Source organism: Photobacterium sagamiensis, assembly GCF_050337085.1.
Taxonomy (GTDB): domain Bacteria; phylum Pseudomonadota; class Gammaproteobacteria; order Enterobacterales; family Vibrionaceae; genus Photobacterium; species Photobacterium sagamiensis.
Genome location: NZ_JAKJSP010000025.1, coordinates 24,457 through 47,902, shown reverse-complemented (window position 1 = coordinate 47,902; position 23,446 = coordinate 24,457). Strand labels below are relative to the sequence as shown.

At 44.4% G+C, this 23,446-nt stretch carries 16 protein-coding genes and 1 pseudogene; 10 read left to right on the top strand and 7 right to left on the bottom strand.

Annotation, left to right across the window (positions count from 1 at the left end; translation table 11 throughout):
* Positions 1–234 precede the first annotated feature (234 nt).
* The gene (locus tag L4D76_RS12900) at positions 235–3,390 is read right to left on the bottom strand and encodes a glycoside hydrolase family 2 protein (RefSeq protein WP_428441305.1); all 3,156 of its coding nucleotides are present in this window, start codon (positions 3,388–3,390) and stop codon (positions 235–237) included.
* A 358-nt stretch (positions 3,391–3,748) separates the two neighbouring features.
* A complete protein-coding gene (locus tag L4D76_RS12895; protein ID WP_428441304.1) occupies positions 3,749–6,820 on the bottom strand; it encodes a glycoside hydrolase family 2 protein in 3,072 nt (1,023 codons plus the stop codon).
* A gap of 284 nt (positions 6,821–7,104) precedes the next feature.
* On the opposite strand from L4D76_RS12895, the pseudogene L4D76_RS12890 reads away from it, so the two are divergent.
* Both L4D76_RS12890 and L4D76_RS12885 read left to right on the top strand, forming a co-directional pair.
* A pseudogene (locus L4D76_RS12890) lies at positions 7,105–7,233 on the top strand (IS3 family transposase); the annotation flags it as partial.
* Between the two features lie 213 nt (positions 7,234–7,446).
* Positions 7,447–7,803 (top strand): YibL family ribosome-associated protein, encoded by a 357-nt coding sequence (locus L4D76_RS12885; RefSeq protein ID WP_428441303.1) that lies wholly within the window; start codon positions 7,447–7,449, stop codon positions 7,801–7,803.
* Positions 7,804–7,915: 112 nt separating this feature from the next.
* Here L4D76_RS12885 and L4D76_RS12880 read toward each other — a convergent pair whose 3' ends face one another.
* The gene (locus L4D76_RS12880) at positions 7,916–8,116 is read right to left on the bottom strand and encodes a cold shock domain-containing protein (protein ID WP_428441302.1); all 201 of its coding nucleotides are present in this window, start codon (positions 8,114–8,116) and stop codon (positions 7,916–7,918) included.
* Between the two features lie 752 nt (positions 8,117–8,868).
* Here L4D76_RS12880 and L4D76_RS12875 point away from each other — a divergent pair.
* Positions 8,869–9,054 carry a hypothetical protein gene (locus tag L4D76_RS12875; protein ID WP_107285232.1) on the top strand — a complete coding sequence of 62 codons (186 nt, stop codon included), beginning with the start codon at positions 8,869–8,871 and terminating at the stop codon, positions 9,052–9,054.
* A 525-nt stretch (positions 9,055–9,579) separates the two neighbouring features.
* Positions 9,580–10,788 carry an ammonium transporter gene (locus L4D76_RS12870; protein ID WP_428441301.1) on the top strand — a complete coding sequence of 403 codons (1,209 nt, stop codon included), beginning with the start codon at positions 9,580–9,582 and terminating at the stop codon, positions 10,786–10,788.
* Between the two features lie 106 nt (positions 10,789–10,894).
* Here the strand turns inward: L4D76_RS12870 and L4D76_RS12865 are convergent, their stop codons facing one another.
* The 4 genes from L4D76_RS12865 to L4D76_RS12850 are packed head-to-tail and all read right to left on the bottom strand — an operon-like array spanning position 10,895 to position 15,238.
* Complete coding sequence (locus L4D76_RS12865) at positions 10,895–12,523, bottom strand: BCCT family transporter (RefSeq protein WP_428441300.1); 1,629 nt, start codon at positions 12,521–12,523, stop codon at positions 10,895–10,897.
* A gap of 26 nt (positions 12,524–12,549) precedes the next feature.
* The gene (locus L4D76_RS12860) at positions 12,550–13,665 is read right to left on the bottom strand and encodes a mandelate racemase/muconate lactonizing enzyme family protein (protein ID WP_428441299.1); all 1,116 of its coding nucleotides are present in this window, start codon (positions 13,663–13,665) and stop codon (positions 12,550–12,552) included.
* Between the two features lie 49 nt (positions 13,666–13,714).
* Positions 13,715–14,890 (bottom strand): UxaA family hydrolase, encoded by a 1,176-nt coding sequence (locus L4D76_RS12855; RefSeq protein WP_428441298.1) that lies wholly within the window; start codon positions 14,888–14,890, stop codon positions 13,715–13,717.
* Between the two features lie 3 nt (positions 14,891–14,893).
* On the bottom strand, positions 14,894–15,238 hold the full coding sequence (locus L4D76_RS12850; protein ID WP_428441297.1) for a UxaA family hydrolase: 345 nt from the start codon (positions 15,236–15,238) through the stop codon (positions 14,894–14,896).
* A gap of 215 nt (positions 15,239–15,453) precedes the next feature.
* Between L4D76_RS12850 and L4D76_RS12845 the strand changes: the two genes are divergently transcribed.
* The 6 genes from L4D76_RS12845 to L4D76_RS12820 all read left to right on the top strand — a co-directional run bounded on the left by L4D76_RS12845 (position 15,454) and on the right by L4D76_RS12820 (position 23,433).
* Entirely contained in the window at positions 15,454–16,128 is a 675-nt protein-coding gene (locus tag L4D76_RS12845) for a GntR family transcriptional regulator (protein WP_428441296.1), read from the top strand.
* Positions 16,129–16,328: 200 nt separating this feature from the next.
* Positions 16,329–16,958: a response regulator gene (locus tag L4D76_RS12840; RefSeq protein WP_428441295.1), complete on the top strand. Its 630-nt coding sequence runs from the start codon at positions 16,329–16,331 to the stop codon at positions 16,956–16,958.
* A 42-nt stretch (positions 16,959–17,000) separates the two neighbouring features.
* On the top strand, positions 17,001–18,614 hold the full coding sequence (locus L4D76_RS12835; RefSeq protein ID WP_428441294.1) for an MASE1 domain-containing sensor histidine kinase: 1,614 nt from the start codon (positions 17,001–17,003) through the stop codon (positions 18,612–18,614).
* 98 nt (positions 18,615–18,712) lie between these two features.
* Entirely contained in the window at positions 18,713–20,038 is a 1,326-nt protein-coding gene (locus L4D76_RS12830) for an MFS transporter (RefSeq protein ID WP_428441293.1), read from the top strand.
* Between the two features lie 117 nt (positions 20,039–20,155).
* Positions 20,156–21,190: an ABC transporter substrate-binding protein gene (locus L4D76_RS12825; protein ID WP_428441292.1), complete on the top strand. Its 1,035-nt coding sequence runs from the start codon at positions 20,156–20,158 to the stop codon at positions 21,188–21,190.
* 146 nt (positions 21,191–21,336) lie between these two features.
* Positions 21,337–23,433, top strand: coding sequence for an ABC transporter permease (locus L4D76_RS12820; protein WP_428441291.1), 2,097 nt, complete (start codon positions 21,337–21,339; stop codon positions 23,431–23,433).
* Positions 23,434–23,446: the final 13 nt, after the last annotated feature.

The following is a 23,446-nucleotide window of genomic DNA, read 5'->3' as shown; positions in this document are numbered from 1 at the left end:
GATCAAACAATATTTTCACTTTAGACGGCTGATAGAGGAAGGGCCTTTCTTATCTCTAAAAACTATAATCAAGGTCTTTGTCTAACCAAAGGCTGCCCATAAATATTTTAACAGGGTTGCGTTTTATGGATGTCTCTGGTTGGCTTGAATGGAAGGTAGATCGCATTAGTTATTTATAGCCGTGAACGAACAAAAAGGGGCAGTTTCCTGCCCCTAATAATTTAAATTAGCGGTTTACAACTTTGTGTAAATTTCAGTGTAAACTAGGCCTCCACGAGTCTGCGATACTTTAATCTTGGTAACGACGCTAAGGTTATTAACTGTTTGATCAGTGTTATCCAGCAGTTCAACACTTACTTTGTCGGTTACAATACTCAAAGAGTCGATTTGGGTAATCGCTTGGTTAAGGGCATCAATATCCGTAATGCCAACATCCAAGTTAAAGGTGCGTGCTTTATAGTCTAGCCCCAGCAAATCACCTTTGATCAGACCACCGTAAACATTGATTTCAGAGAAACCAACCAATGGCACCTGGTTGACCCACTTAGTATCAGTTAACTTCAGTTCAAGCCGTTTGAGTGCTTGCGGACCGTTATTCAGTTTAATGACTTGGTTTGTCCAGACGATAGGATCGGTGTACGGAACTTTATCCGTTCCTAAGATGTCACCATTGATTTGGAAGGTATAAGAGGCATTTCCTGATGCTTGTTCAATACCTGGGTTGCGTATCGGTTCAACATGATCAACATAGAAGATAGCACCTAAGTCGACGCTGATGGTTGCATTAACGGAAGCAGGGTTGAATCCAGCCATACCCACAGGCGTTGTCGCTAAGCTTCCATCAAACATATCAGCATCTGTCGCACCAGGAGATGTAAACTGATAGAGGAGGGATGAATAGGCATCTCGGTAGGTTGAGAGGCTACTTGTCTCCTTAACGGTATAGGTACGGCTATCCCCGTTGCCCGCAATGATCACAAAGGTGTCTCCATCGACAAGTACGCTAGATGAGGAACTATTCCCCCATTGAGCGCCAAGATCAAGAGTGACCAATTTTTTCAATTCTTCGAAAGTCATGTTCTCGGGTAGGTGAGACACGGTGCCTGTGAACAGGTTGTTGGTTTTATCTTCAGTGCTGATAATCGCAACTTGATCACTGTAAATACTTGTGCCTGCATATTCTTTCACAAAGCGGTCGAAAGAGTCCGTAAACTTCTGATTATTTTTCACACCTGAAACTTCGATGTAGTTACGCTGTTCAGCCTTGAAGTTGCTATCGATATCTGTACTGACCCATTCAAAAACACCAGGAAGTGATTTATCGTTATCACTCCGTTTTTTGGTGCTAACTTGTTGCCCATTTACAAACAGGGTAACTTCATCCAGGGTCGAGTAGACCTTAACACCTCTCGAAGATCCCTCGCTGATGTTTTTGTCTACTAGCTGGATCATTGGGGCTTCAGCCCAGTTTGCCTGATAGAAATAGAACTGGTCTTTTTTGGTTACGTGATCGAATTTCACTAATCCTTTGTCATTGCGACCAATGGTGTCTCCCTCATCACGTGTTGCCACCGAGAAGTCAAACATATTCCAGACATAGGTGCCCCAGACCCAAGGGCGCTCGTTATAAGCTTTTAAATATCCTTCATGGTACTTATTGCCCCACTGTGAAGAGTGATCGGCCATTTGAGGGATTTCAGAAGCGTATTCAGGTAAAGTACTGACGCCTGCACCATATTCACTCATGCAGAATGGCAAATCAGGGTAGGCAGTTTTGATATCGTCAATAAAGGTGCCGACATCGTCAATTTTACCCACGTACCAGCCAAAATATCGGTTATGGCAAGGCATTTCGACCGTATCCCAATCTTTGTCTCCAATCTGGTCGACCAGTACGGTCGCCTGGGTGGTTTTACGATATGGAACTGTTTTGCCAAATCGTTGGCCAAACTCATCTTTGATCACATCAGAGAGAGCTTGCAGCCATTCGGTGTTTTCAGCGCTGTTGGGCATGGCAAGACCAATCTCGTTTGAGTTTCCTACCAGAGCCATTGAAGGGAAGTTAAAGTTCTGCCTGATCAGAGCCCGCATCTGCTCCTTCGCACTTTCAAGGTACTGAGCACCACTAGCACCATGCTCAGTTTCGGTCAGGTAGCTGTTTACAATCGGTAACTCTAGGTAGTTCATCAAGCCGATCTGGTTTGAGTATTCGCCAGTATCAAGTGCATGAGGGTAGTGAGAGAAACGGATTGAGGTTGCACCCATTTCGCGGACTAAGTCTAAATCGCCGTTGCGCATATCTTTGTTTGTTGACCAGCCTACAATATCCCGATCCTGGTGCATAGCGACACCATTTAACCGGTATTCATTGCCGTTTAGCATGAAGCCTTTATCCGCATCGAAGCTAAAGTAGCGTAGTCCCAATGGTTGCTCAACCTGATCCACGAGTTTATTACCATCAAACACCTGGACGAAAATGCGATAGAGGTAGGGGTCTTTTACCCCATCCCACAAGTGGATATTATCCAGGGTAAACTCGTTCTCCACTTCAGTGACATCGTTGGCAATTACTGTTGCGGATGTTAGTTGGCTATAGACAGTTTTTCCTGACGCATCTTGAATTATTGTGCGAATATTACCGTTGAAATCATCTTTAGATTTGTTACGTATTCTGATGTTTGAATAAAGTTCTGATGCATTTTCCGTGGTGTTCGTTTGCATAAAGTAAACACCCGATGAGCCGTAATCTTCCGCATCAAAACCAATTTCACCGACTTGTACCAGTTTAACATCTCGGTATATGCCACCGTAGTAGGTGTAGTCCTGTCCTGTTTCCATCGGCAGGAATGCTGTTTGATGAACCTTTGGATCATAAGGACGGTTGTCGACTTGAATTGCAATGGTATTTTCGCCATCAATGACATGATCAGTAATGTCTATACGAAAGCGCATAAAGCCGCCAGTGTGCTCTCCAGCTTTTTGACCGTTGACGTAGACGGTCGTGATCATAGCTGAACCGTCGAACTCAAGGTATTGGCGCTTACCTTGTTCTTTTTTGATAGACAGATTTTTCCGGTACGTATTCATTCCCTTGAAATGTGGTGAGTTCGGATCTGCATTAACCACGTTTCCGGCATCAACTGAATGAGGGAGGTCTACAGATTCCCACTCTGCTCCAGAGTCATCAAAGTCAGGTAATGTAGCAACAATGTCGCTATAGTTCATTTGATACGTCCAGCCTTCATTTATGTTAACAGAGGACCGTGGCGTAGAAACAAATTTAGGTAAGGATTCCTTGATATCAGGGGTCTTAGAGGTATGGGAGGAGTCATTACAGCCAGTAAGCGCTAAGGCTAATGTGATTGCGGATAGAGTGAAAATTTTTCTCATTGCTTATTCCCTTTCTGCTTTTTGAAACGTTATTGGTGCAAGTAGTATTTACCGAGCCTTTTTTTCTAATTATTATTGGTTTGCAATTGCCGCCATTGGTTGACCAATAGTGCAATGAAAGAGATTGCTGATCAATCAGTGGATTATATGACTGTGAGCTATATCTTGTTTTGATTTTTATTATTCTGGGAATGTATCTACACACCACAGAATACAGAAATTAATTATCAAGTCGGTACGTATAAATACAATGAATAGTTAGCTGGCTTTTAATTAATCATGCAGATAAATGTATCTTGGAACAATAAAAGCCAGAAAGATTATATCTTTCCGGCTTAAAATTATTCAGTTTAACTGATTATTTTAGTGTGTATATTTCTCGATAATTAAGCCCTTGAATTATACGATTTGCTATCACCTTATAACCAGGCACAATAATATTAGAATCATCAGTCACTAGTTTGTCAGCTATATCTACCACCTCTAATGTAATAGTCTGTTGTGATAAAACATTTATCTCCTTAATCAAATCTCCGACCGTAACTGATGTTGAAGAGGACATATCTATTTCACGAGCGACGTAATCAATATCGAGTGTATTGCTATAGATTACACCGCCGTAAACTTTGATTTGTGCAAGCATAGGGAAGTACATCCCTTGAGTAAGCATTTTCTTGGAATCAGTAAATTGCAATCGAACATTTTTCGCTTCACGAGCAATCGTCCAGGTCTCTGAAGACTGATCCCAATCATTTACAGTCTGAACGACTTGATGATCGACAGCAACAACGTTGGTTCCAATCTCGAAACTTTGTTCACCTGGAAAACGTTGCTGAGCAACTCCCTGGCTGACAGTTATTGAATCAACATAATAAATGTTCTGTAAATCAACTTCGACAAGCCCATTACCAGCCAAGTTAAATAACACTAACATCGTTGAATCGAGATTATCAACTAGGTTACTTTGCTTATCCATAGGACCCAAATGTCCTTTTGAACCATTGTCCGTAACCGGTCTGGCATATGAAATGGTTGGATCGATTTTTTGGGTATAACGCCGCTCTTCACCCGATTCAGAGGTAACGACGATGATATCAGCAGCTTCAATCACCAATTCATCATCGGCTCCTTTACCTTCGAGTGAAATCAAAGCACCGGCTGGAATTTGCATTATCGTTTTGAACTGCCCTAATGTCGCATTGTAAGGCATATGGGCCAAATAACCCGTTCCATCATTTTCATCAACGACTACTGATATTAATGATGAGCTCAATGTGTTTGAGGTACTTGCAATACGCTCAAACGTAAAACTATCTTTCAGTGTTTTTTCACCGGATTGCCCAACAACTTCAACAGCATGCTGGCCGTGCTCTAATTGTAGATCTTTCCATTCGAAAGCAACACGGTAATCATTATCAGCCTGACTTACTGTGCTGATTTCCTTGCCATCAATAAAGAGCGTTAAACTCTCAAGGTTTGAATAAGCTTTAATGTATGAGCGGGTAGAGGATTCTTGCTCTTTAGATGCAATGTGAACCATCGGCTCATCTGACCATGCTGCCTGGTATAGATAATAGGCATCTTTTTTTATTTCACGGTCGAGTGTCACTAGCCCTTTATCGTTGCGTCCTTTAGTATCACCTTCGTCTCGTGAAGTTGCTGTAAAATCAAACATATTCCACACATGTGTTGCCCATATATAGGGACGGGCTTCAATTTGTTTTAAGTAACTTTCATGAAAGAATTGACTGAACTGCTCGGTATGATCTGTTGCTACCGGATTATCGGTATGGAAATCGGGGCTAACACCTGCACCATATTCACTGGCGCCAATGACTCGACCTGGATGCTCAGCTTTAAAGCTATCCATAAATTCACCAAAATCAGTTGTTAGACCAGAATACCAACCGTCATATCGATTATATGCATTTAAATCTACCGCTTCGTGTAATGGCGAATCGATCGGATCGAACTTTATTGCGGCTTGCGCTGTTTTACGGTATACATCACCATCAATCTCGTGTGCATAATCCGATAATTTTTTAATTAAATTGGCAGTGTCAACAGGGTCAACCGTATTCTTAACTGTTATCTCATTTGTTATACCCCAAACACCGATAGAGGGATGGTTATACATTTGCTTGATCATAGCTGTAAGTTGTTCTTTGGCACTGTCATAGTAGCTTTGATCTAGTGAAAGAGCATTGATCATTGGTATTTCTGACCAGTTAACAAAACCGAGCTGATCTGAATATGCCTGAGAGTCTAATGCGTGAGGATAATGAGAAAAGCGTATTGTCGTTGCGCCTGTATCATAAATCATGTCTAGATTTTTTTTACGCTGTTCTTTCGTTGTCGCCCAGCCTACGTCTTGCCAGTCTTGGTGCATAGCAACACCACGTAACGGGTATTCTTCACCGTTTAAGATAAAGCCTTTATCAGGATCAAAAGCAAAGCTTCGAATACCAAGTGGTTGCTGAACCTCATCAATCACCTCACCATTTTCAACCAGTTGAACAAAAACCTTGTATAAATATGGATTCTCTCTACCTTGCCATAAAGTCGGATTATCAATGGCAAAACTATCATTGATGATTTTTTTACTCTCGGCTTCTAACGCTACATCAAGCGAACGACGAATAACGATATCATCATTATCATCTTTTATTACTAGTATTGCCTGACCATTAAATTCCGATAGTGATTTGTTAGCAAGATAAATATCTAAATCAAGTTCTGCTCGTTCTTCAGATACTTTTTTCTGGCTAAGATAAACACCAGGTCCTGCGAAATCTTCTGCATCAATTGAAACATCGCTTAACGTTAATAAATTTACATCACGATAGATACCACCCCACCAAGTAAAATCAGCACCCGCATCGAGCGGTAAGAATGTATCACGATCAAAATTATTTGTTGCCGTATCCATTGAACTGAGGCGGTTGTCTACCTGAACTGCAACCTGGTTATTTCCTTGAGTAATATAATCAGTAACATCGAAGCGAAAACGAGAAAACCCGCCGTTATGCTGACCAACATACTCTTCATTGATATATATTTTTGTAATAAGCGCACTACCTTCAAACTCTAGGTAGTAACGCTTGTCTTGTTCAATTTTTTTAATCGACAAGTCTTTTCGATAAGTAGATATCCCTGAGTAATAATCACCTCCGTTCTGACCATCTTCCACATCCCAAACATGAGGAATGGATATTTGTGCCCACTGACTATCATTGAAATCGGCCTTGATAGCATCATTTGATGCATAATCCATCTGAAAAGACCAATCTTTATTTATTGTTCGAACATCACGTGGAGCAGATGTAAAGTTAGGTAATTCTTTCTCGCTCGGACTATCCGATGATGAATTACACCCAGCTAGAACAAGTGTCACAGCTAAAGGTATTAAGGGAAAGAGCTTGCTATTCATGGTTTTCCTTCTTTTTTAGTTTCCAGAAATAAATTAGATAAATCTAATTGGTCAGCCAATGTAGATCAATAAGCCCCACCGCTCAACCAATTGTTCTTATTGGTTTAAACTCCGTCACAAAACTTGTCTCAAGAGTCTTTCCGTGCGTTGTTGACAAATCAGTGAATCCTTTTGCAATTCAGTAATCAGATCTTCTATCACAGATGTTTTAGCTGTGAGCAATGCGCAAGTCGAAGAATAAAATCACAAACTGGATGCAGTACAACAAGACATTGGAGCAACGCGGTTCAATTACATTTTGGGTTGATAGTCGACAGGCATATTTCGCGGTCGTCATCGACTTGTTCTCACGAAAGCCAATTGGCTGGGTGGCGCCATTTACTCCTGACTCAAGTTTGACGGGAAAGACTCTTGTACAGTACATTTCAAAACCCGTGATTCAGCTTTCAAGGGGGTTCGGGGATACACTAAGTAATCATAAAAAGTCTAAATATCCCCGGATGACATCATGTTGCAGTAACGAGAGCGATAGACTTTCTGTTATAATGACGTCAGGTCAACACAGTACGCCGACGGATGATGTCGGAGTCTATCGGTGTTGTGAGTGTGTATTTTAAGGTAACAACATGAATTTAAAGCAAGAACTTCAGCAGCTAAATAACAAATTAGATAAGTTCCGTCGTAAACTGGCTGGAGCGGAAGAGCGTGGTGATAAAGCTATCGCGGGACAAGCTAAGCTGGAGATAGCAAAAACGACTAAGCTGATCGCAAGTATGAAAAGTCAGCAAACCAGTCAGATGAACGACAAAGGCGTTGATGTAAAATCACTGCCCTTTAAGCGTGAACTGACCAAAGCCGAGCAGGCTGATATGGGTAAGTTGAAAAAATCAGTCAAAGGATTGGTTGTTGTACACCCGATGACAGCACTTGGTCGTCAAATGGGTATCAAGAAAGTGACAGGTTTTGCTCCTGCGGCTTTTTAATGACTCTAAGCTAAATAACACTTAATAGTTATTTAGCTTTTTTTGATAGCGGCTGAAAATAAAAGTGAACAGCGTCATCTTTTACTTACGCCGCTATTTCTAAACGTCTATGTTAGATAAAACGAATTTTAACCGCTTGTAGCTTGTTTGATGAGTCATCCATGATGAACTCAACAAGGCTGCCTGATACTGGCTGGTTATTGCTGCTAATGCTAGATACATCAAAGCTAATGTCACCGCCTAAATCGCTGGTAATCAAACCCTTTTTCTCTTTAGGGTTAAAACAACGGATAATACCGGTTTCTGAAGTCATAGTTATTTCCTTATGCCCAAACCATGCATCGAGTGCGTTAGGTTTGTGGCTATCAAATTGAGTAAATAGTTTATTTCCGGCCACAACAGTGAGTATCACTTTTTTTGTGGCAAGTATCTTTTTAGCTCATTGACCTTTATCTCTTCACAACTATGAGTGATCACCTAAACTCAATAGCTCGTCACTGCTTAATATCGTTTTTCTTTTATAACGACAGCAATGGAAAGAAATCTCTTCCATGATTTTTTGAGGTTCTTCTTTACAGCAGGCTTTGGCGAGAAGCAGGAAGTGCGAAGGGTTCTTACAAAAATCACATAATCAGGTCTGAGTTGCAGACATGTGGACATTAAACTCTATGCGCCTTCCTGTAAATACTTTTTTTTGCAGAAATACCTGCCTCCCATCACACAAATAATGAATCACACCTCTATCTGATTGATTATTAACAATATTAATAGAATTGACACTCTTGAAATTAAAGTCACTCTCGGTTTGAAGTGCTCTTTTACCCCCTACCAACGACGCAATAAAAGGGATTTAATGACCGCCTTTTTACCACTCGATAACATCGCATGAAATGCAATAACAAACCGTGAAATTACATTACATCTAGCAAAGTTTGATTTAGATCAAAGTCTGCATTTTCAAGCTGGGGTTTTATAAAGATGTCCGAGGGCATCTGATAAGCCGATACAAGATATCAGCAATACATAAACCGTCGAAACAAGGCGAATTAAGTTAGAGGTGGATGTATGGAATTATTACCTAACTGCTACACAGATCTTTGCGTAAACGGAAAGTGGTTTCACTATGATCACGGTGATACGTCAGTGTTTATGCTAAATGGCGGTAGCCCGATAACATTTGAGCTGGGTGCGCAACCAACCACTGAAGCTGAACTTGAAAATTATCTGAGCACGATTGTCTCTTCGTTATAACATAATAAGGTTACCTGTTGTGAGACTACGCTCATCCGTCTTTTCACCAACGACTGTGACCTTTACCTTCTCACTTGGCAAAGGCGTTCTGCATAATCAATCAGGACGCCTGATGCACTTCAAGACCGCAACATCTAGCTGACAGATCCCGGACTTGTTTGTGATGATTTATCTGTTGTACTGGGGCCTGTTTATCTTTCAACATAATTGTTTTAATTGCTAAGCACTAAATCAGTGCAGCCTCCTAATATCTTGCACCAAAATATATCAATTCTTTGCAGCCCATGGCGATTTAATAGAAACGCCATCTTCTACCGCACAAAAATCGTGCAACATGCAACATTACAAATTCTTATAAAACAACAGACTAAAGTCACATAGACCGCTTTGCACCATCACTGCCCCCACATTGGTTCACAATGGCATAGAAACTGCTTTAACCTTGCCAGACAGGAATAATACCAAGTTAAAATGGCGAATGATTTAACGTGATTGGTATAACGCAACAAGGATGTGGAGACGTTTGTGGAAAACATTAACAGTGCAGTAGAAACATTAATTCAGAGTTCAAACACCCTCTTTATTCTATTGGGTGCCATTATGGTACTGGCGATGCATGCCGGTTTTGCTTTTCTTGAGGTCGGTACCGTCCGGCAAAAAAACCAGGTCAATGCGCTGGTTAAGATCATTGCTGACTTTGGATTTTCGGCCATTGCCTACTTTTTCTTTGGTTACTGGGTCGCCTATGACACCACCTTTTTCGCCAGTGCCGAGCAGCTAAGTGCCAACAATGGCTATGAACTGGTTAAGTTTTTCTTTTTAATGACCTTTGCCGCAGCCATCCCCGCCATCGTATCGGGCGGTATTGCCGAACGTGCCCGCTTCTACCCTATGCTGGTTGCCTCTTTCTTTATTGTTGGCCTTGTCTATCCGTTCTTTGAGGGCGTGATATGGAATAACAACTATGGCTTTCAAGACTGGTTAACCGCCACTTTTGGCGCTCCGTTCCATGACTTCGCGGGATCAGTTGTTGTCCATGCTGTGGGGGGCTGGATCGCATTGGTCGCCGTGATCATGCTGGGATTACGTAATGGTCGTTATCGCGGTGGCCGTCTGGTTGCTTTTGCCCCGTCCAATATTCCGTTTCTGGCGCTGGGGGCATGGATCCTGACCATTGGCTGGTTTGGCTTCAACGTTATGTCGGCGCAAACGATGGATGGGATCAGCGGTCTTGTAGCGGTCAACTCCTTAATGGCCATGGTCGGCGGTATTATCACGTCACTGTTTGTCGGTAAAAACGACCCCGGCTTTATTCACAACGGTCCTTTAGCTGGCCTGGTTGCTGTCTGTGCGGGTTCCGATTTGATGCACCCAATTGGTGCGCTTATCACCGGTGCCATTGCGGGTGCGCTATTTGTCTGGCTCTTTACTTATATTCAAAACAAATTACATCTGGATGATGTACTGGGTGTCTGGCCACTACATGGTGTCTGCGGTGCCTGGGGCGGAATTGCAGCCGGTATTTTTGGTAGTTCAGCTTTTGGCGGATTAGGTGGTGTGAGTTTAGCCAGTCAGGTAGTCGGAACCATCGCAGGTATCATTGTTGCGCTGGTTGGAGCCTTCATTGTCTATGGCGTGATTAAGAAAACCGTCGGCCTGCGATTAACTGCCGAAGAAGAATATAACGGGGCTGATTTGTCTATCCACCAAATTGGCTCGACCAGCGAAGATTAATATTCGCTGACAAGCCGGATTTTTAATCAGTCTGTCTAGTTCTAAAATAAAGCCGCGCTTAACAGCGCGGCTTTTTATATAGAATGTTGGTTGCGTTACACCATGATTAACTCAACGAAGCTTCAGTCGCCGACTTGGCCATATCAACTAATTCTTCCGTATGATTAGCATAGCTTTCTGTGCTCACAACAGGTTGACTGACCGTTCCAGCCAAAATCGCTGCAGCAGACTCGCTACCAAAATCTTCTTTTAACCATTTATTGAAGCCATAGAGCATAATAAAGATCACAACCATCAGAGGCAGCGAAGTCACTATGGCGAGTGTCTGTACCGTATTTAGCGGCGCATCGATGAACATCATTGCCAGTGGTACGGCAGCCAGAATCAAACACCAGAATAAACGTAGTGCTGTTGGCGGGTTGGCATTTTCATCAAGCTGGTTAGACGCTGTCGCGGCTAGGGTAAATGATGCTGAGTCAAGCGTTGTTGCCAGGAACAAGGTTGACATAACAGCAAATATTGCGACAAACAGCCAGCTTAAAGGCAACGTATCAAGTATGGAAATAACGGTGGCAGAGCCGCCATTTTCGGTAATGGAACGGGTAACATCAATGACTTCGGTAAGGTGGACATTCATGCTGAAACTGCCCAGAACACCAAAGAAAATAAAGCAACCGGCACTGCCACCAATAACCATACTGCCGATGACCTCTTTTAGTTTACGGCCTTTTGAAACCTTGGTGACAAACAGCGCCATAAACGGTACATAGGTCATCCAGTATGCCCAGTAAAAGACTGTCCACGAGGTTGGGAATGAACCACCTTCAACCGGATCTGTCCATAAGCTCATGCGGATAAAGTTCTGCAGCATTAAGCCGTAACCATTGGTCATTTGGTTAATGATGAATGATGTCGGGCCAACGATCAGGATAAGCAAGACGAAGATTATCGCTAACTTAGTGTTCATATCACTGAGTTTAGCCATTCCTTTTTCAATCCCGACATAAGAGCTGACTGAGAATATCGCGGTAATAAACAACATGAGTCCGACATTCATGGCAAAACTGCTTTCTACACCGAATAAATAGGCAAGCCCTTCGGTAACCATAGGAACACTCAATCCCAAGGTGATACCCATCGCGCCAACGCAGCTAAAGATGAAGATCGTGTCAATCATTTTGCCCACGACAGGGTTGTAATAGCGCCCCAGGATGCTTTCACAGACGGCACTTAATTTAAGCTGCGGATTCTTCTTAACATGGAATGAGTAAGCAACAGGCAGAGAAGCAATACAGTAAAGTGACCAGGCTGAAATACCCCAGTGGAACATGTTATAACTTGTTGCCCACTCAGCAGCCATTGGTGAATAGGGTTCAACATCAAATGGCGGCGTCATATAATAATAGCCCCACTCAACAAATGCCCAATACACCGTCGCCGAACCTAAACCAGCACATACCATCATGGCCAAATAGGTAAATGTGGAATACTCTGGTGCTACGTTGCCTAATTTAATTTCACCGTATTTTCCCAGCGCTATCTTGGCAAGAAATATGACACTAAAAAATCCGAATAATAAGAAAACCTCACCAAACTGATTGGTTAATGTGCTAAAAAGTTGACTGGCAATGGCATTCCCTTGTTCCGGATAAATCGACAAGCCAACAACCACAAAAAGTATGACTGATATGCTTATTGCCATTAAGGGTTTATCTATCTTTTTTTCACTATTCATAATTGAAAATTCCTTCTTCTATATCTTTATAATTGATATTTATTGATCACGTCTTGATTGAGCTCGATACCCAGCCCCGGAGCGTCCGGAACGGGAACGTAGCCTTCTGAAAATAACAAGCGGTTGCTTACCAAATCAGTAAACAGGGGGCTGCTGCTTTGTGAGTACTCCATTAACGTACCGTGTTCGCATGCAGCAAGAAAATGAACCGATGCTGCAAGCAATATGCCGGTGCTAAACCCGTGAGGAACGAGCTGAGTACCATTTAATTGGGCAAGATCGTAAATCTTCTTCATCTCAGTAATACCACCACAACGAGTAATATCAGGCTGGATAATGTCGACCTGCGACGTCTCTAGGAAGGATTTGAATTCATAACGAGTGGTCAATGACTCGCCACCAGCAAGCTTCGGCTGAATTTGTCGGGAGAGTTTAGCGTACCCCACCATATCATCAGCCAACACAGGCTCTTCAACCCAGTTTAAGTTAAAGTCTTCTAGCCGTTTGCACATCTGAGCCGCGTGGCCGGTAGTGCGCCATTTCGATGCAAGGTCAATCTGAACCTCTATATCATCTCCTACGGCTTCACGAATATTGCGTACAATCTGGTAATCCGTATCAGGATCGTCACCAAAGACACCGCCACCAAATTTAATACTGGTAAACCCTTGCTTAACCAGGTTTTGGGCAATCTCGCGGTTTTTTTCAGGCTTCTCATCCGGAATAAAAGTACCGTACGCACGGATCTGATCCCGGTATTTACCACCCAGTAAGGTATGAACAGGCACACCGTAAAATTGGCCGGCAATATCCCACAGGGCGATATCAATCGCGCTGATAGCATGGATACCGGCGCCGCGGCGGCCCATATAATTAGATGCCCAGTACATTTTGTTCCACAAGCGTTCAATTTCTAACGGGCTTTCACCAATCAGCAACTCACGCAAACCGTAGCAATAGAGGTTGGAATGCGGGGTTTCAATGCACGCTTTTACGACGGCTGGTGAGCTGTCTGCTTCCCCAATGCCGGTGATCCCCGCATCAGTGTGGACTTTAACCAATACAGCATCTTCGCCCCATTCGCACGGCTGATCCGGCGCTGGCACTCTTAAACAAATGACTTCAATATCTGTAATACGCATGATGAACTATGAGCAGTGACCAGAGGTTCGTTGCTGCTCGCTCCCTTAATTATTGAGGTTCGATACAAATGAGTTTTTCTAACCGCTGATCTTTTTGATAGAGGGTGCAATAAGCAAAACCAATATCTTCTATCGCCGTGACTTCACCATTAACGACCATGTCTAAGGTGTTAAGAATGCGCTTAGCACTGGAGTGAATACTGTCGGTACCATTCATGATCCCGCTGACATCGACATCGATATCTTCCGTTATTTGGGATGCATTACCACTGACGCGAATAACAGGCACGATAGGGTTGTTGAATCCAGCACCTCCGGTTGTCCAGAGGATCACCTGCGCACCAAGAGAGGCAAAATGCATACCTGAGCCACCGCATAAATGCGTCGTTTCAGAAAGATACATACCAGGTTCTGTCGGTCGCTCAGTCATTTTTGCGTTAATTCTGAGTACATCCTGAATAGGCCGGGTTCCCGTTTTATGCAGTGCACCCAGCGCCTTTTCTTCAAGGGTTGTCAGTCCGCCGACACTGTTGCCAATGCTCATGGTTTCAACATTGGTACCCTCGATATGCCAGCGTTTTTCTTCTTCGCTGATCAGGCGTTCTATTTTATCGGCGACCACTGGCGTAACGGCACGGCTGCGCAGGATTTCTTCACAACCAATCAGTTCGATTAATTCGCCAGCAATACAGGTAGCCCCCGTATCGACCAGCAGATCTGCCACGCGACCTACCGTTGGGTTAGAAGCGATACCAGAGCTGGTATCAGAGCCGCCACATTTGATCCCAACAACAAGTTCACTAATTGGAACCGGTTCAGGTGTGATCTGGTTTGCACAGGAAACCAGCTCTTTGGCTAATTCCGTTCCCATCTTTATCGTGCTGCGTGTTCCCCGGGATTTAATGATCGGAAGGCTATGCACGGGTTTTCCTGAATGACGAATAGGCTTGGCCAGCACTTCCGGATCGATGCTTCCGCAGCCCATATTCAACAGCAAAGCCCCTGCGACATTCGGGTTAAGGACAGCTCCAACCATCGTGCTAACCAACTCTTCGTTGCCGCCATACATGCAGGTGTTGTAATTGGTCACAACCACAGTACCCGGGACTTTTTGGCTGATGGCACGGGCAATACCCTCTGCGCATTCGTCAATAGCCAGAATAAGGACATGGTTTCTGATCCCCGCTTGGCCATCAGGGCGACGAAAACCTAAAAAATGCTGCATCAATTATTCCTCGATCTGCATTGTTTCAATGATCTGTTGAATGATCGGCTCAGGGATATCAACTCGGGTACTGCGAACATTTTGCACATGTACCAATTCCCCCTTTGGTATTGCTTTAATGGTTATTCCAATCGGGTAGCTGGCTTTACTTACCATCTCTTGCTCTGCAATCGCAGCTACGGCAATTTTGTTGCCAAAAGTAATTGCTTGCTGGGTGACCACTTTGCCCAGAGAGCAATTCGTATCATCAATAATTTCCACTTCCTGTCCCTTGGCGACATCGGCCAGAAGCGTTGCCACGTTATCTTCAGGCGACAGTAAAATTGCCTTGATCAAAGGTCTGTCCATAAATCCTCAGTAATTGTTCATTGTCGGACAATCGGCAATTCTAATGAGTCATCGGAAGATAGATGCGACGTAAATCACATCCTTTTCCTTTCTATCGTTTTTTTGTATGATTGTCTGACAATCATCACGCTTTATTCATTATGATAATTGTTGCTCAATCCGTTAGAATTGAGCCAATGAAGGTAGTCCGTGACTTACGGATAAGTGGAAAGATAATGAAAATCGTAAAACAGAGCTTAGAAGAACAAGCGGCAGCATATCTGCGAAAGCTGATCCTTGATGGTAAATATGGGATGGGCGAAAAACTGGTAGAAAGTGCGTTAGCCAAAGATTTAGAATTGTCCCGCAGTACTGTGCGTATGGCTCTCAATACTCTGGCCCATGAAGGGTTAGTGGTACAAAAACCTTATGTGGGCTGGCAGGTTATCAACCTTAGCGTGAATGATTTATGGGAGCTGTATCATTTACGTGTCGCTCTGGAAACCCGATCTGCCTGGCTTGCCGCTGAGCACATCACTGAAGAAGGTAAGTTGCGACTACACGAGCTCATGGACTATTACCTTGAGGTTGGCCAGAGTGAAGGCGTGACTTGTCAGGAGATCAGTAAACTGGAGCTAGAGCTTCACACATTGATTATCGAACTTAGCGGCAATATGCGTTTGCACCAAATCTATCGCAATGTCGCTAACCAAATGCTGATCTACTTTAATATTGATCATGCTGACTATGAGCCAGAGGAAAGTGCACGAAGCCACCTTCCCTTGGTTGAAGCCATCTGCTCAGGCAATAGCAGTGAAGCCTCAAAACTCGCTGAAGAGAACATTACGACCTATTCGGTGATCGATCATAAATTTAAGACACAGCACTTAGATCGCTTAGACAATAGCTAGCAAAGTAACGCTTACAGAAGGTAATGGATCCCGGATATCTCGTACCTCGATTCCGGGATGACGTAAGTTTTAGCACAGCGCGCCCCCTGTCAGAAAAGTAATTGATAAATTTCGCGATTGTCATCACATCATGTCATGAGTAAATTGAATGCTGCAGCCAGTTTTGCGACGATGCGGATATACCAGCATAGGATGTAAAAATGATTTCAGTAGCCTTAGTCGACGACCACATCATGGTGCGTTCAGGTTTTGCTCAGTTACTTAACGTGGAGCAAGACATTGAAGTCAGAGGGGAGTTCAGTTGTGCCAGTGAGGCGTTTGCCGCACTTTCAAAATCAGACGTTGATGTTGCCGTCATTGATATCTCCATGCCTGATGAAAGTGGCCTGGTATTATTAGAAAAACTCCGCAAATCAAAACCGGCCTTTCGCGCCATTATCCTGAGTATTTACGATTCTGCCTCTTTTGTCAGTAAAGCCATCGAAGCCGGGGCCTGTGGTTACCTGTCAAAGCGATGTGGCCCTGGCGAACTGGTGACGGCTATTCGCACCGTCGCCAAAGGCGATCGTTATCTCTGTGCCGATGCCTTGTTTAACCTCAGTAATGCCCCTAGCCAGCCGCAAGCCCTCAATGCACTCACCAAACGTGAACAAGAGGTCTTCAACTACTTAATCCAGGGTAAAGATGTCAAAGAAGTTGGTGTCGAGCTTTCCATTAGTCATAAAACCATTCATGTTCATCGCGCCAATATTCTCAGTAAGCTGGAGCTATCCAATAACGTCGATCTGATCCGCTTCGCCATTCAACATAAGTTACTGGCAGAATCATGAATACCGCTCCCATCAGGCCAGTGAACAGAGCATCCATTACTAATGGATAAAGCGAACCCTTTTGCCGGCAACTATTTCTCGTATGCCTTTAGTATTGTCATCTACAGCATCAGCTGGTTCTGCCTGTGGAGCATCAGCAGCTACCTGTCGCCCGACTTATTGCTAGCCGGGTTATTTCTGCCGACCGGACTTAAGCTCGCGGTATTTGTACTGACAGCACGCCGTTACTGGAAATTGTTTGTCATCAGTGAATTGATCATCTCGGGTTGGCTGATCTACCTGATTGGGGATCAACAACAAGACATCTTACTTTTATTGTGCCCTTTTCTAAGCTATCTGCTTGCCATTCCCTTTGCGGATATCTGGCAACAGCTGAAAACCTATTGGCAAAAATTACTGGCGCTGGTGTCATTGGTATTGGTGCATGGGATCCTGCTGGGAGGCATGATATTACTGTTGATCAAGCCGCTAGATCTCCCTCTTAACTACGCATTTTCCAGTGCTATTGCCGCGATTACTGGCGGGGTATTGCTGACACCCTTCTTGTATCTACTTTATGACTACCTCCACCATAAAGTCTGGGTGCCGCTGAGCCCGGCATTGATACACCAGGAAGTCACGCTTCGCCCTTCGGCATTACTGTGGGCCATCACTTTTTTCAGTATCGGACTGGTTGCCGAGCTGACTTTGCTTGATCAAATGGAACCTTTAGGTTTGTTGATCATACTGCTACCGAACATTTTCATGGCCTATAAATATGGCTGGCAAGGGGGCGTATTAGCCACCGTAATGAACAGTATTTTGCTGACCACCGCCCGTCAGATCTCCGGTTCATTCGCAACCGATCAAGAACTGATGATCTTCATGACCACGCAAGCTCTAGTCGGGCTAGGGCTGGGGATCGCTATCAGCCGTCAATATTTACTGGCACAGAAGTTACAGCAAGCGAATCAGGATCTCGCCGATGAGCTCACTAACAAACAGAATCTCGCCCGGCAGCTGGTTCAGGTTGAAGAAGATATTCGTAAATCTGTCGCTCGTGAATTACACGATGAAATTGGCCAGAATATTACCGCGATTCAGATCCAGGCCATGCTGGCCGATCGCACCACCCAGGAAGAAAATACCAAAACCATTGCCGATACCATCAATACGTTATCAATGCGAATACACAGCGCAACCAAACAGCTATTAACCCAATTACGACCACATATTCTTGATGAGCTCGGGTTAGAAAATGCGCTACAGCAGCTTGCACATGAAATGAAGTTTGCAGAGCGTCAGATCGATTTTAAGATCAACATTGGCATTACCGCCGATAAACTCGATGACATCACCGCCGTCACCCTATATCGCATCGTGCAAGAGCTACTGAACAATGCCACTAAACACTCACAGGCAACCGAAGTGCAGCTAAGTCTGATGCCCGGTACAAGCTTCAGCCTTGAATTACGTGACAATGGTTGCGGCTTGCCTGCAAATTGGCGCACCAAAGGGCAAGGCTTGAAAGGCATTGAAGAACGAGTCAGTGCGCTGGGTGGTCATCTTTCAATAGAGAGCAATGAAAACGCCCATATCCGAGCTGGAAACGAACTCAATTCAAACAAAGGCACGCGTATTATTGTTACCTTGCCCACAAAAATAACCCCCAGTTAGCCAAACTAGGAATTTTTCCTAGTCATTTAAAAACCTGTCTCATTCTTTCTGCCAATTCTTTCCGTACTATCTATTCAGCAACAGGGAGATTACGCCGAATGATGGGTTTTCTAGTATCAGAACAACCTGTAACAGCGATTACCGATAAACAGCAAATAGATGCCACTTATAAACACTGGCGACTGCATTTGATGTTTTCGATGTATATCGGCTATGGCGTTTTTTATTTCACCCGTAAAAGTCTTAACTTTGCCATGCCAGCTATGTTGGCCGATCTTGGCTTAGAGCATTCAGACATCGGGTTTCTCGGCACCCTGTTCTATATCACCTATGGCATATCCAAGTTTGTCTCAGGCATGGTCAGCGACCAGTCCAACCCGAGTTACTTTATGGGATTAGGCTTGATAACCACAGGGATCATCAACATTGCTTTTGGCTTAAGTTCATCGCTCACAATGTTCGCCATATTGTGGACGTTAAATGCTTTTTTTCAGGGTTGGGGCTGGCCACCCTGTGCAAAGTTGCTCACCACATGGTATTCCCGTTCTGAACGTGGATTCTGGTGGTCAATTTGGAATACCTGCCACAACTTAGGTGGCGCTTTAGTTCCGCTGATCATCGGTTTTGCCACCATTACATGGGGCTGGCGATACGGCTTTATTATCCCCGGTACCGTTGGCATTTTCGTCGGTTTGATCTTGTGCTTTCGCATGCGAGACAAACCTTCCACCATGGGATTACCGACGGTCGGACAATGGCGTAACGATGAATTAGAGCTGATGCAGGAACAGGAAGGATATGGGCTTTCGTTCCGTCAAATATTAAAAACGTATGTCATCGGCAATAAATACATCTGGCTGCTTTGCAGTTCGTATTTGTTGGTGTATGTGGTGCGAATTGCCATTAACGACTGGGGCAACCTTTATTTAACCGAACGCCATGGCTTTAATCTGTTCTCGGCCAATGCCGCGGTATCCATGTTTGAAGTGGGTGGTTTTCTCGGATCATTATTTGGCGGCTGGGGCTCTGACCGATTTTTTCACGGTAATCGCGCCCCGATGAACCTGATTTTTGCGCTGGGCATTTTTATTTCCGTCGCGGCATTATGGCTCACCCCGATGGATAATATTGCGGTGTTATCAGGCTGTTTTTTCTCTATCGGTTTCTTTGTGTTCGGGCCTCAAATGATGATTGGCATGGCTGCAGCCGAATGCTCGCACAAAGATGTCGCCGGGACCGCCACCGGGTTTGTTGGTCTGTTTGGTTATTTTGGCGCAGCACTGGCGAGTTACCCGATGTCATTGATTATTGAACAATATAGCTGGGAAGGCTTCTTCAGCGTTATTACCTTCGCCGCGGCCTCGATTGGCCTGCTGATCTTGCCTTTTGTTAAAGCACAACAGCGTTCTGTGTCTGTTGCATAAGAACAGCTGTCACTGAATGAATATAACTCGATTTACCGCAGGGTTGCGGTAATAGCTCAATGTCACCTACCATCGATCTCGGCATTGAGTTCATAATAAAAAGCAGAGGAAATAACAATGAAAGCTAGAACTCAACGCAGCCTGTTAGCTGCCTGTATACTCGGCTCGGCATTTGCTGCTCCACAAGTAATGGCAGAAGGTCGCCTGGTTGTTTATTGCAGTGCCACTAACGCTATGTGTGAAGCTGAAACCAAAGCCTTTTCTGAAAAATACGATGTGAAAACCTCATTTGTTCGCAACGGTTCGGGCAGTACATTTGCGAAAATCGAAGCTGAAAAGAAAAATCCTCGTGCTGATGTCTGGTATGGCGGTACATTAGATCCCCAATCGCAGGCGGGGGAAATGGATTTGCTTCAGGCATATCAATCACCGCAGCTTAAAAACATCATGGAAAACTTCAAAGATCCAGCCAAGCGTAAAGGCAACTACTCTTCTGCGGTCTATATGGGAATTTTAGGCTTTGGGGTAAATACCAAGCGTTTAGAAGAAAAAGGCTTAGAAATCCCACGTTGCTGGAGTGATTTAACCAAGCCAGAATACAAAGAAGAAATTCAAATCGCCGATCCACAAAGTTCCGGTACGGCTTATACCGCACTTGCTACTTTCATCCAGCTTTGGGATGAAGATAAGGCATTTAATTACTTCAAAGATCTCGATAAAAATATTTCTCAATACACCAAATCAGGTGTGACGCCTTCCCGTAACTCTGCCCGAGGCGAAATTGCTATCGGTATCGGCTTCTTACACGATTATTCTCTGGAGCAATCAAAAGGTGCACCATTGGAACTGATCTCACCTTGTGAAGGTACGGGCTACGAAATTGGTGGTGTCAGCATCATTAAAGGCGCGCGCAATATTGACAACGCCAAGCTGTTTGTTGACTGGGCACTGTCGAAAGAAGGCCAGCAGCTAGCATGGCAAAAAGGTCAGTCTTTCCAGATCTTGACCAATACTCTGGCCGAGCAATCTCCAAACGCGCTCGATCCAACCAAACTGTCTCTGATCAACTACGACATGGAAACCTATGGTTCATCTGACGAGCGTAAGCGTCTGATCAACAAGTGGGTCAACGTGGTTAAGATGGGCGAATAATACCTCTGTAATCATTGAGCAGTGCCTGGCGCTGCTCAATATTTCCAACGCTAGTAATACTAAATAGAACAAGAATTTTCTTGGGGCATCCTGCACCCTGAAATTAGTAGACACATTAATATATAACTCGATTTTGGTAATTAACAATGAATGACTTAGCAGCTGAATCAGTCTCAAGACAGCTCCAAAGTTCAGAGCAACGAGATCCTATTTTTTATTGGATCATCGCGTTGCTCGGAGCCTTTGTGTTATTGCCCTCTTTCTCCCTCGATTACGGTGTTTTCGAGTCGACGTCTCAAGAATTTAAAGACGCGATGGGCTGGGGTAGCATGAACATTTCGTGGCTATGGTTTGCCATGCCTCTGGTGTTATTAATCAGACCTTTTCAGGCACAAGACAAATACGCCAGACAGCGCCATCACTTTGATATCAGCTATGCCGGTTTTTGCATGTTGTTTACCTTGCTCTCATCCTGGTATACCGAGCAAGGCTTAGGCTACGCCAGCATTATCTTATTCATTGCCCTTGGCTGTGTGATGACCTTAGCACTGGCTCGCCTTGAATACTTAGGTGGCGACATCTTTGTTATTGGCGCGCTGGTCAGTATTGTCTCACTGATCACCATCTTCATTATTTACCCGAGCATCGCCATTTTCGTCCCGATGTTCCAGGATGATATGGGTAATTTTGTGATGTGGCAGTTTGTCGATATTCTGACGAAATCTCATATCATTCAGATCATCCTCAACTCCATCACACTGGGTACATCTGTGGGTATTACCGCGACCTTCTTTGGTTTGGTCTTCGCGATTTACACCACCCGAATTGCTAAACGCTCTGCGTTTATTGCCCGGATTTTCTCCATTCTACCTATTGTTACGCCACCATTTGTGGTCGGTTTGGGGGTCACCTTAATGCTAGGCCGCTCGGGTTATATCACCGAGCTGATGGTTGACTGGTTTGGTTTACAACACACCAACTGGTTATACGGTTTCACCGGGATCTGGATGGCACAGGTACTGGCATTCTCGCCAATGTCTTTTATGATCCTTGATGGTGCAATGAAATCACTGCATCCGTCACTGGAAGAAGCGTCATACACCTTACGTGCTAACCGTTACCAGACCTTCTTCAAGATCGTGATGCCACTGCTTAAACCTGCACTGGCAAACTCATTTCTGATCATCTTTGTTCAGTCACTGGCTGACTTCAGTAACCCGCTGGTTCTTGGTGGCAGCTTTGACGTACTGGCAACCCAAATCTATTTCTACATCGCCGGCGCGCAACTCGATTATGCTTCAGCAAGTACTTTAGGTGCGGTGCTGCTATTGTTCTCGCTGGCTATTTTCGTCATCCAGTATGTCTGGATTGGTAAGCGTTCTTACGTCACGATTTCAGGCAAATCATACCGGGGTGATGTACAACCGTTGCCGCCATCACTCAAACATGGTGTCTCGGGGGTATTATATTTATGGATGGCATTCAACATCTTGCTTTACGGAAGCATCGTCTTCGGTAGCTTTACCGTAAACTGGGGGGTCGATTACAGCCTGACGCTGGATAACTACATCAACCTGTTCGGTATGGGCATGAATGAAGGCGCATGGCCGTCGCTGCTCACCACCATGACCTATGCAGGTGTCGCAGCCCCTCTTACAGCGTTCTTCGGCTTATTGATTGCCTACATCGTTGTCAGACAGCAATTCCATGGCAAGAAAGTGATCGAATTTGCCACCATGCTTTGTTTTGCCGTACCGGGAACCGTTGCCGGTGTGTCTTACATTCTTGCGTTCAACGATGCGCCAGTTTACCTGACAGGTACTGCTGCTATCGTCGTTATTTCGATGGTAATGCGTAACGTGCCCGTCGGTATTCGTGCCGGTGTCGCGGGCTTAGGCCAGTTAGATAAGTCGCTTGATGAAGCCTCGTTAAGCCTGAGGGCTAACTCCTTTAAAACCATTACTCATATTCTGATCCCATTGCTGCGCCCGGCAATACTGTCAACGCTGATCTACAGTTTTGTCCGCGCAATGACCACGGTAAGTGCCATCATCTTCCTGGTTACACCTGAAACCCGAGTAGCAACATCGTACATCTTAAACCGCGTTGAAGATGGCGAATACGGTATTGCTATCGCCTATGGTTCCGTACTGATCTTCGTCATGCTGGCCATTATTTTGATCTTTGATTTCCTTGTGGGCGAAGCCCGTGTATCCCGTTCAAAAGCCAACAACCAAGACTAACGATTGGAGATAA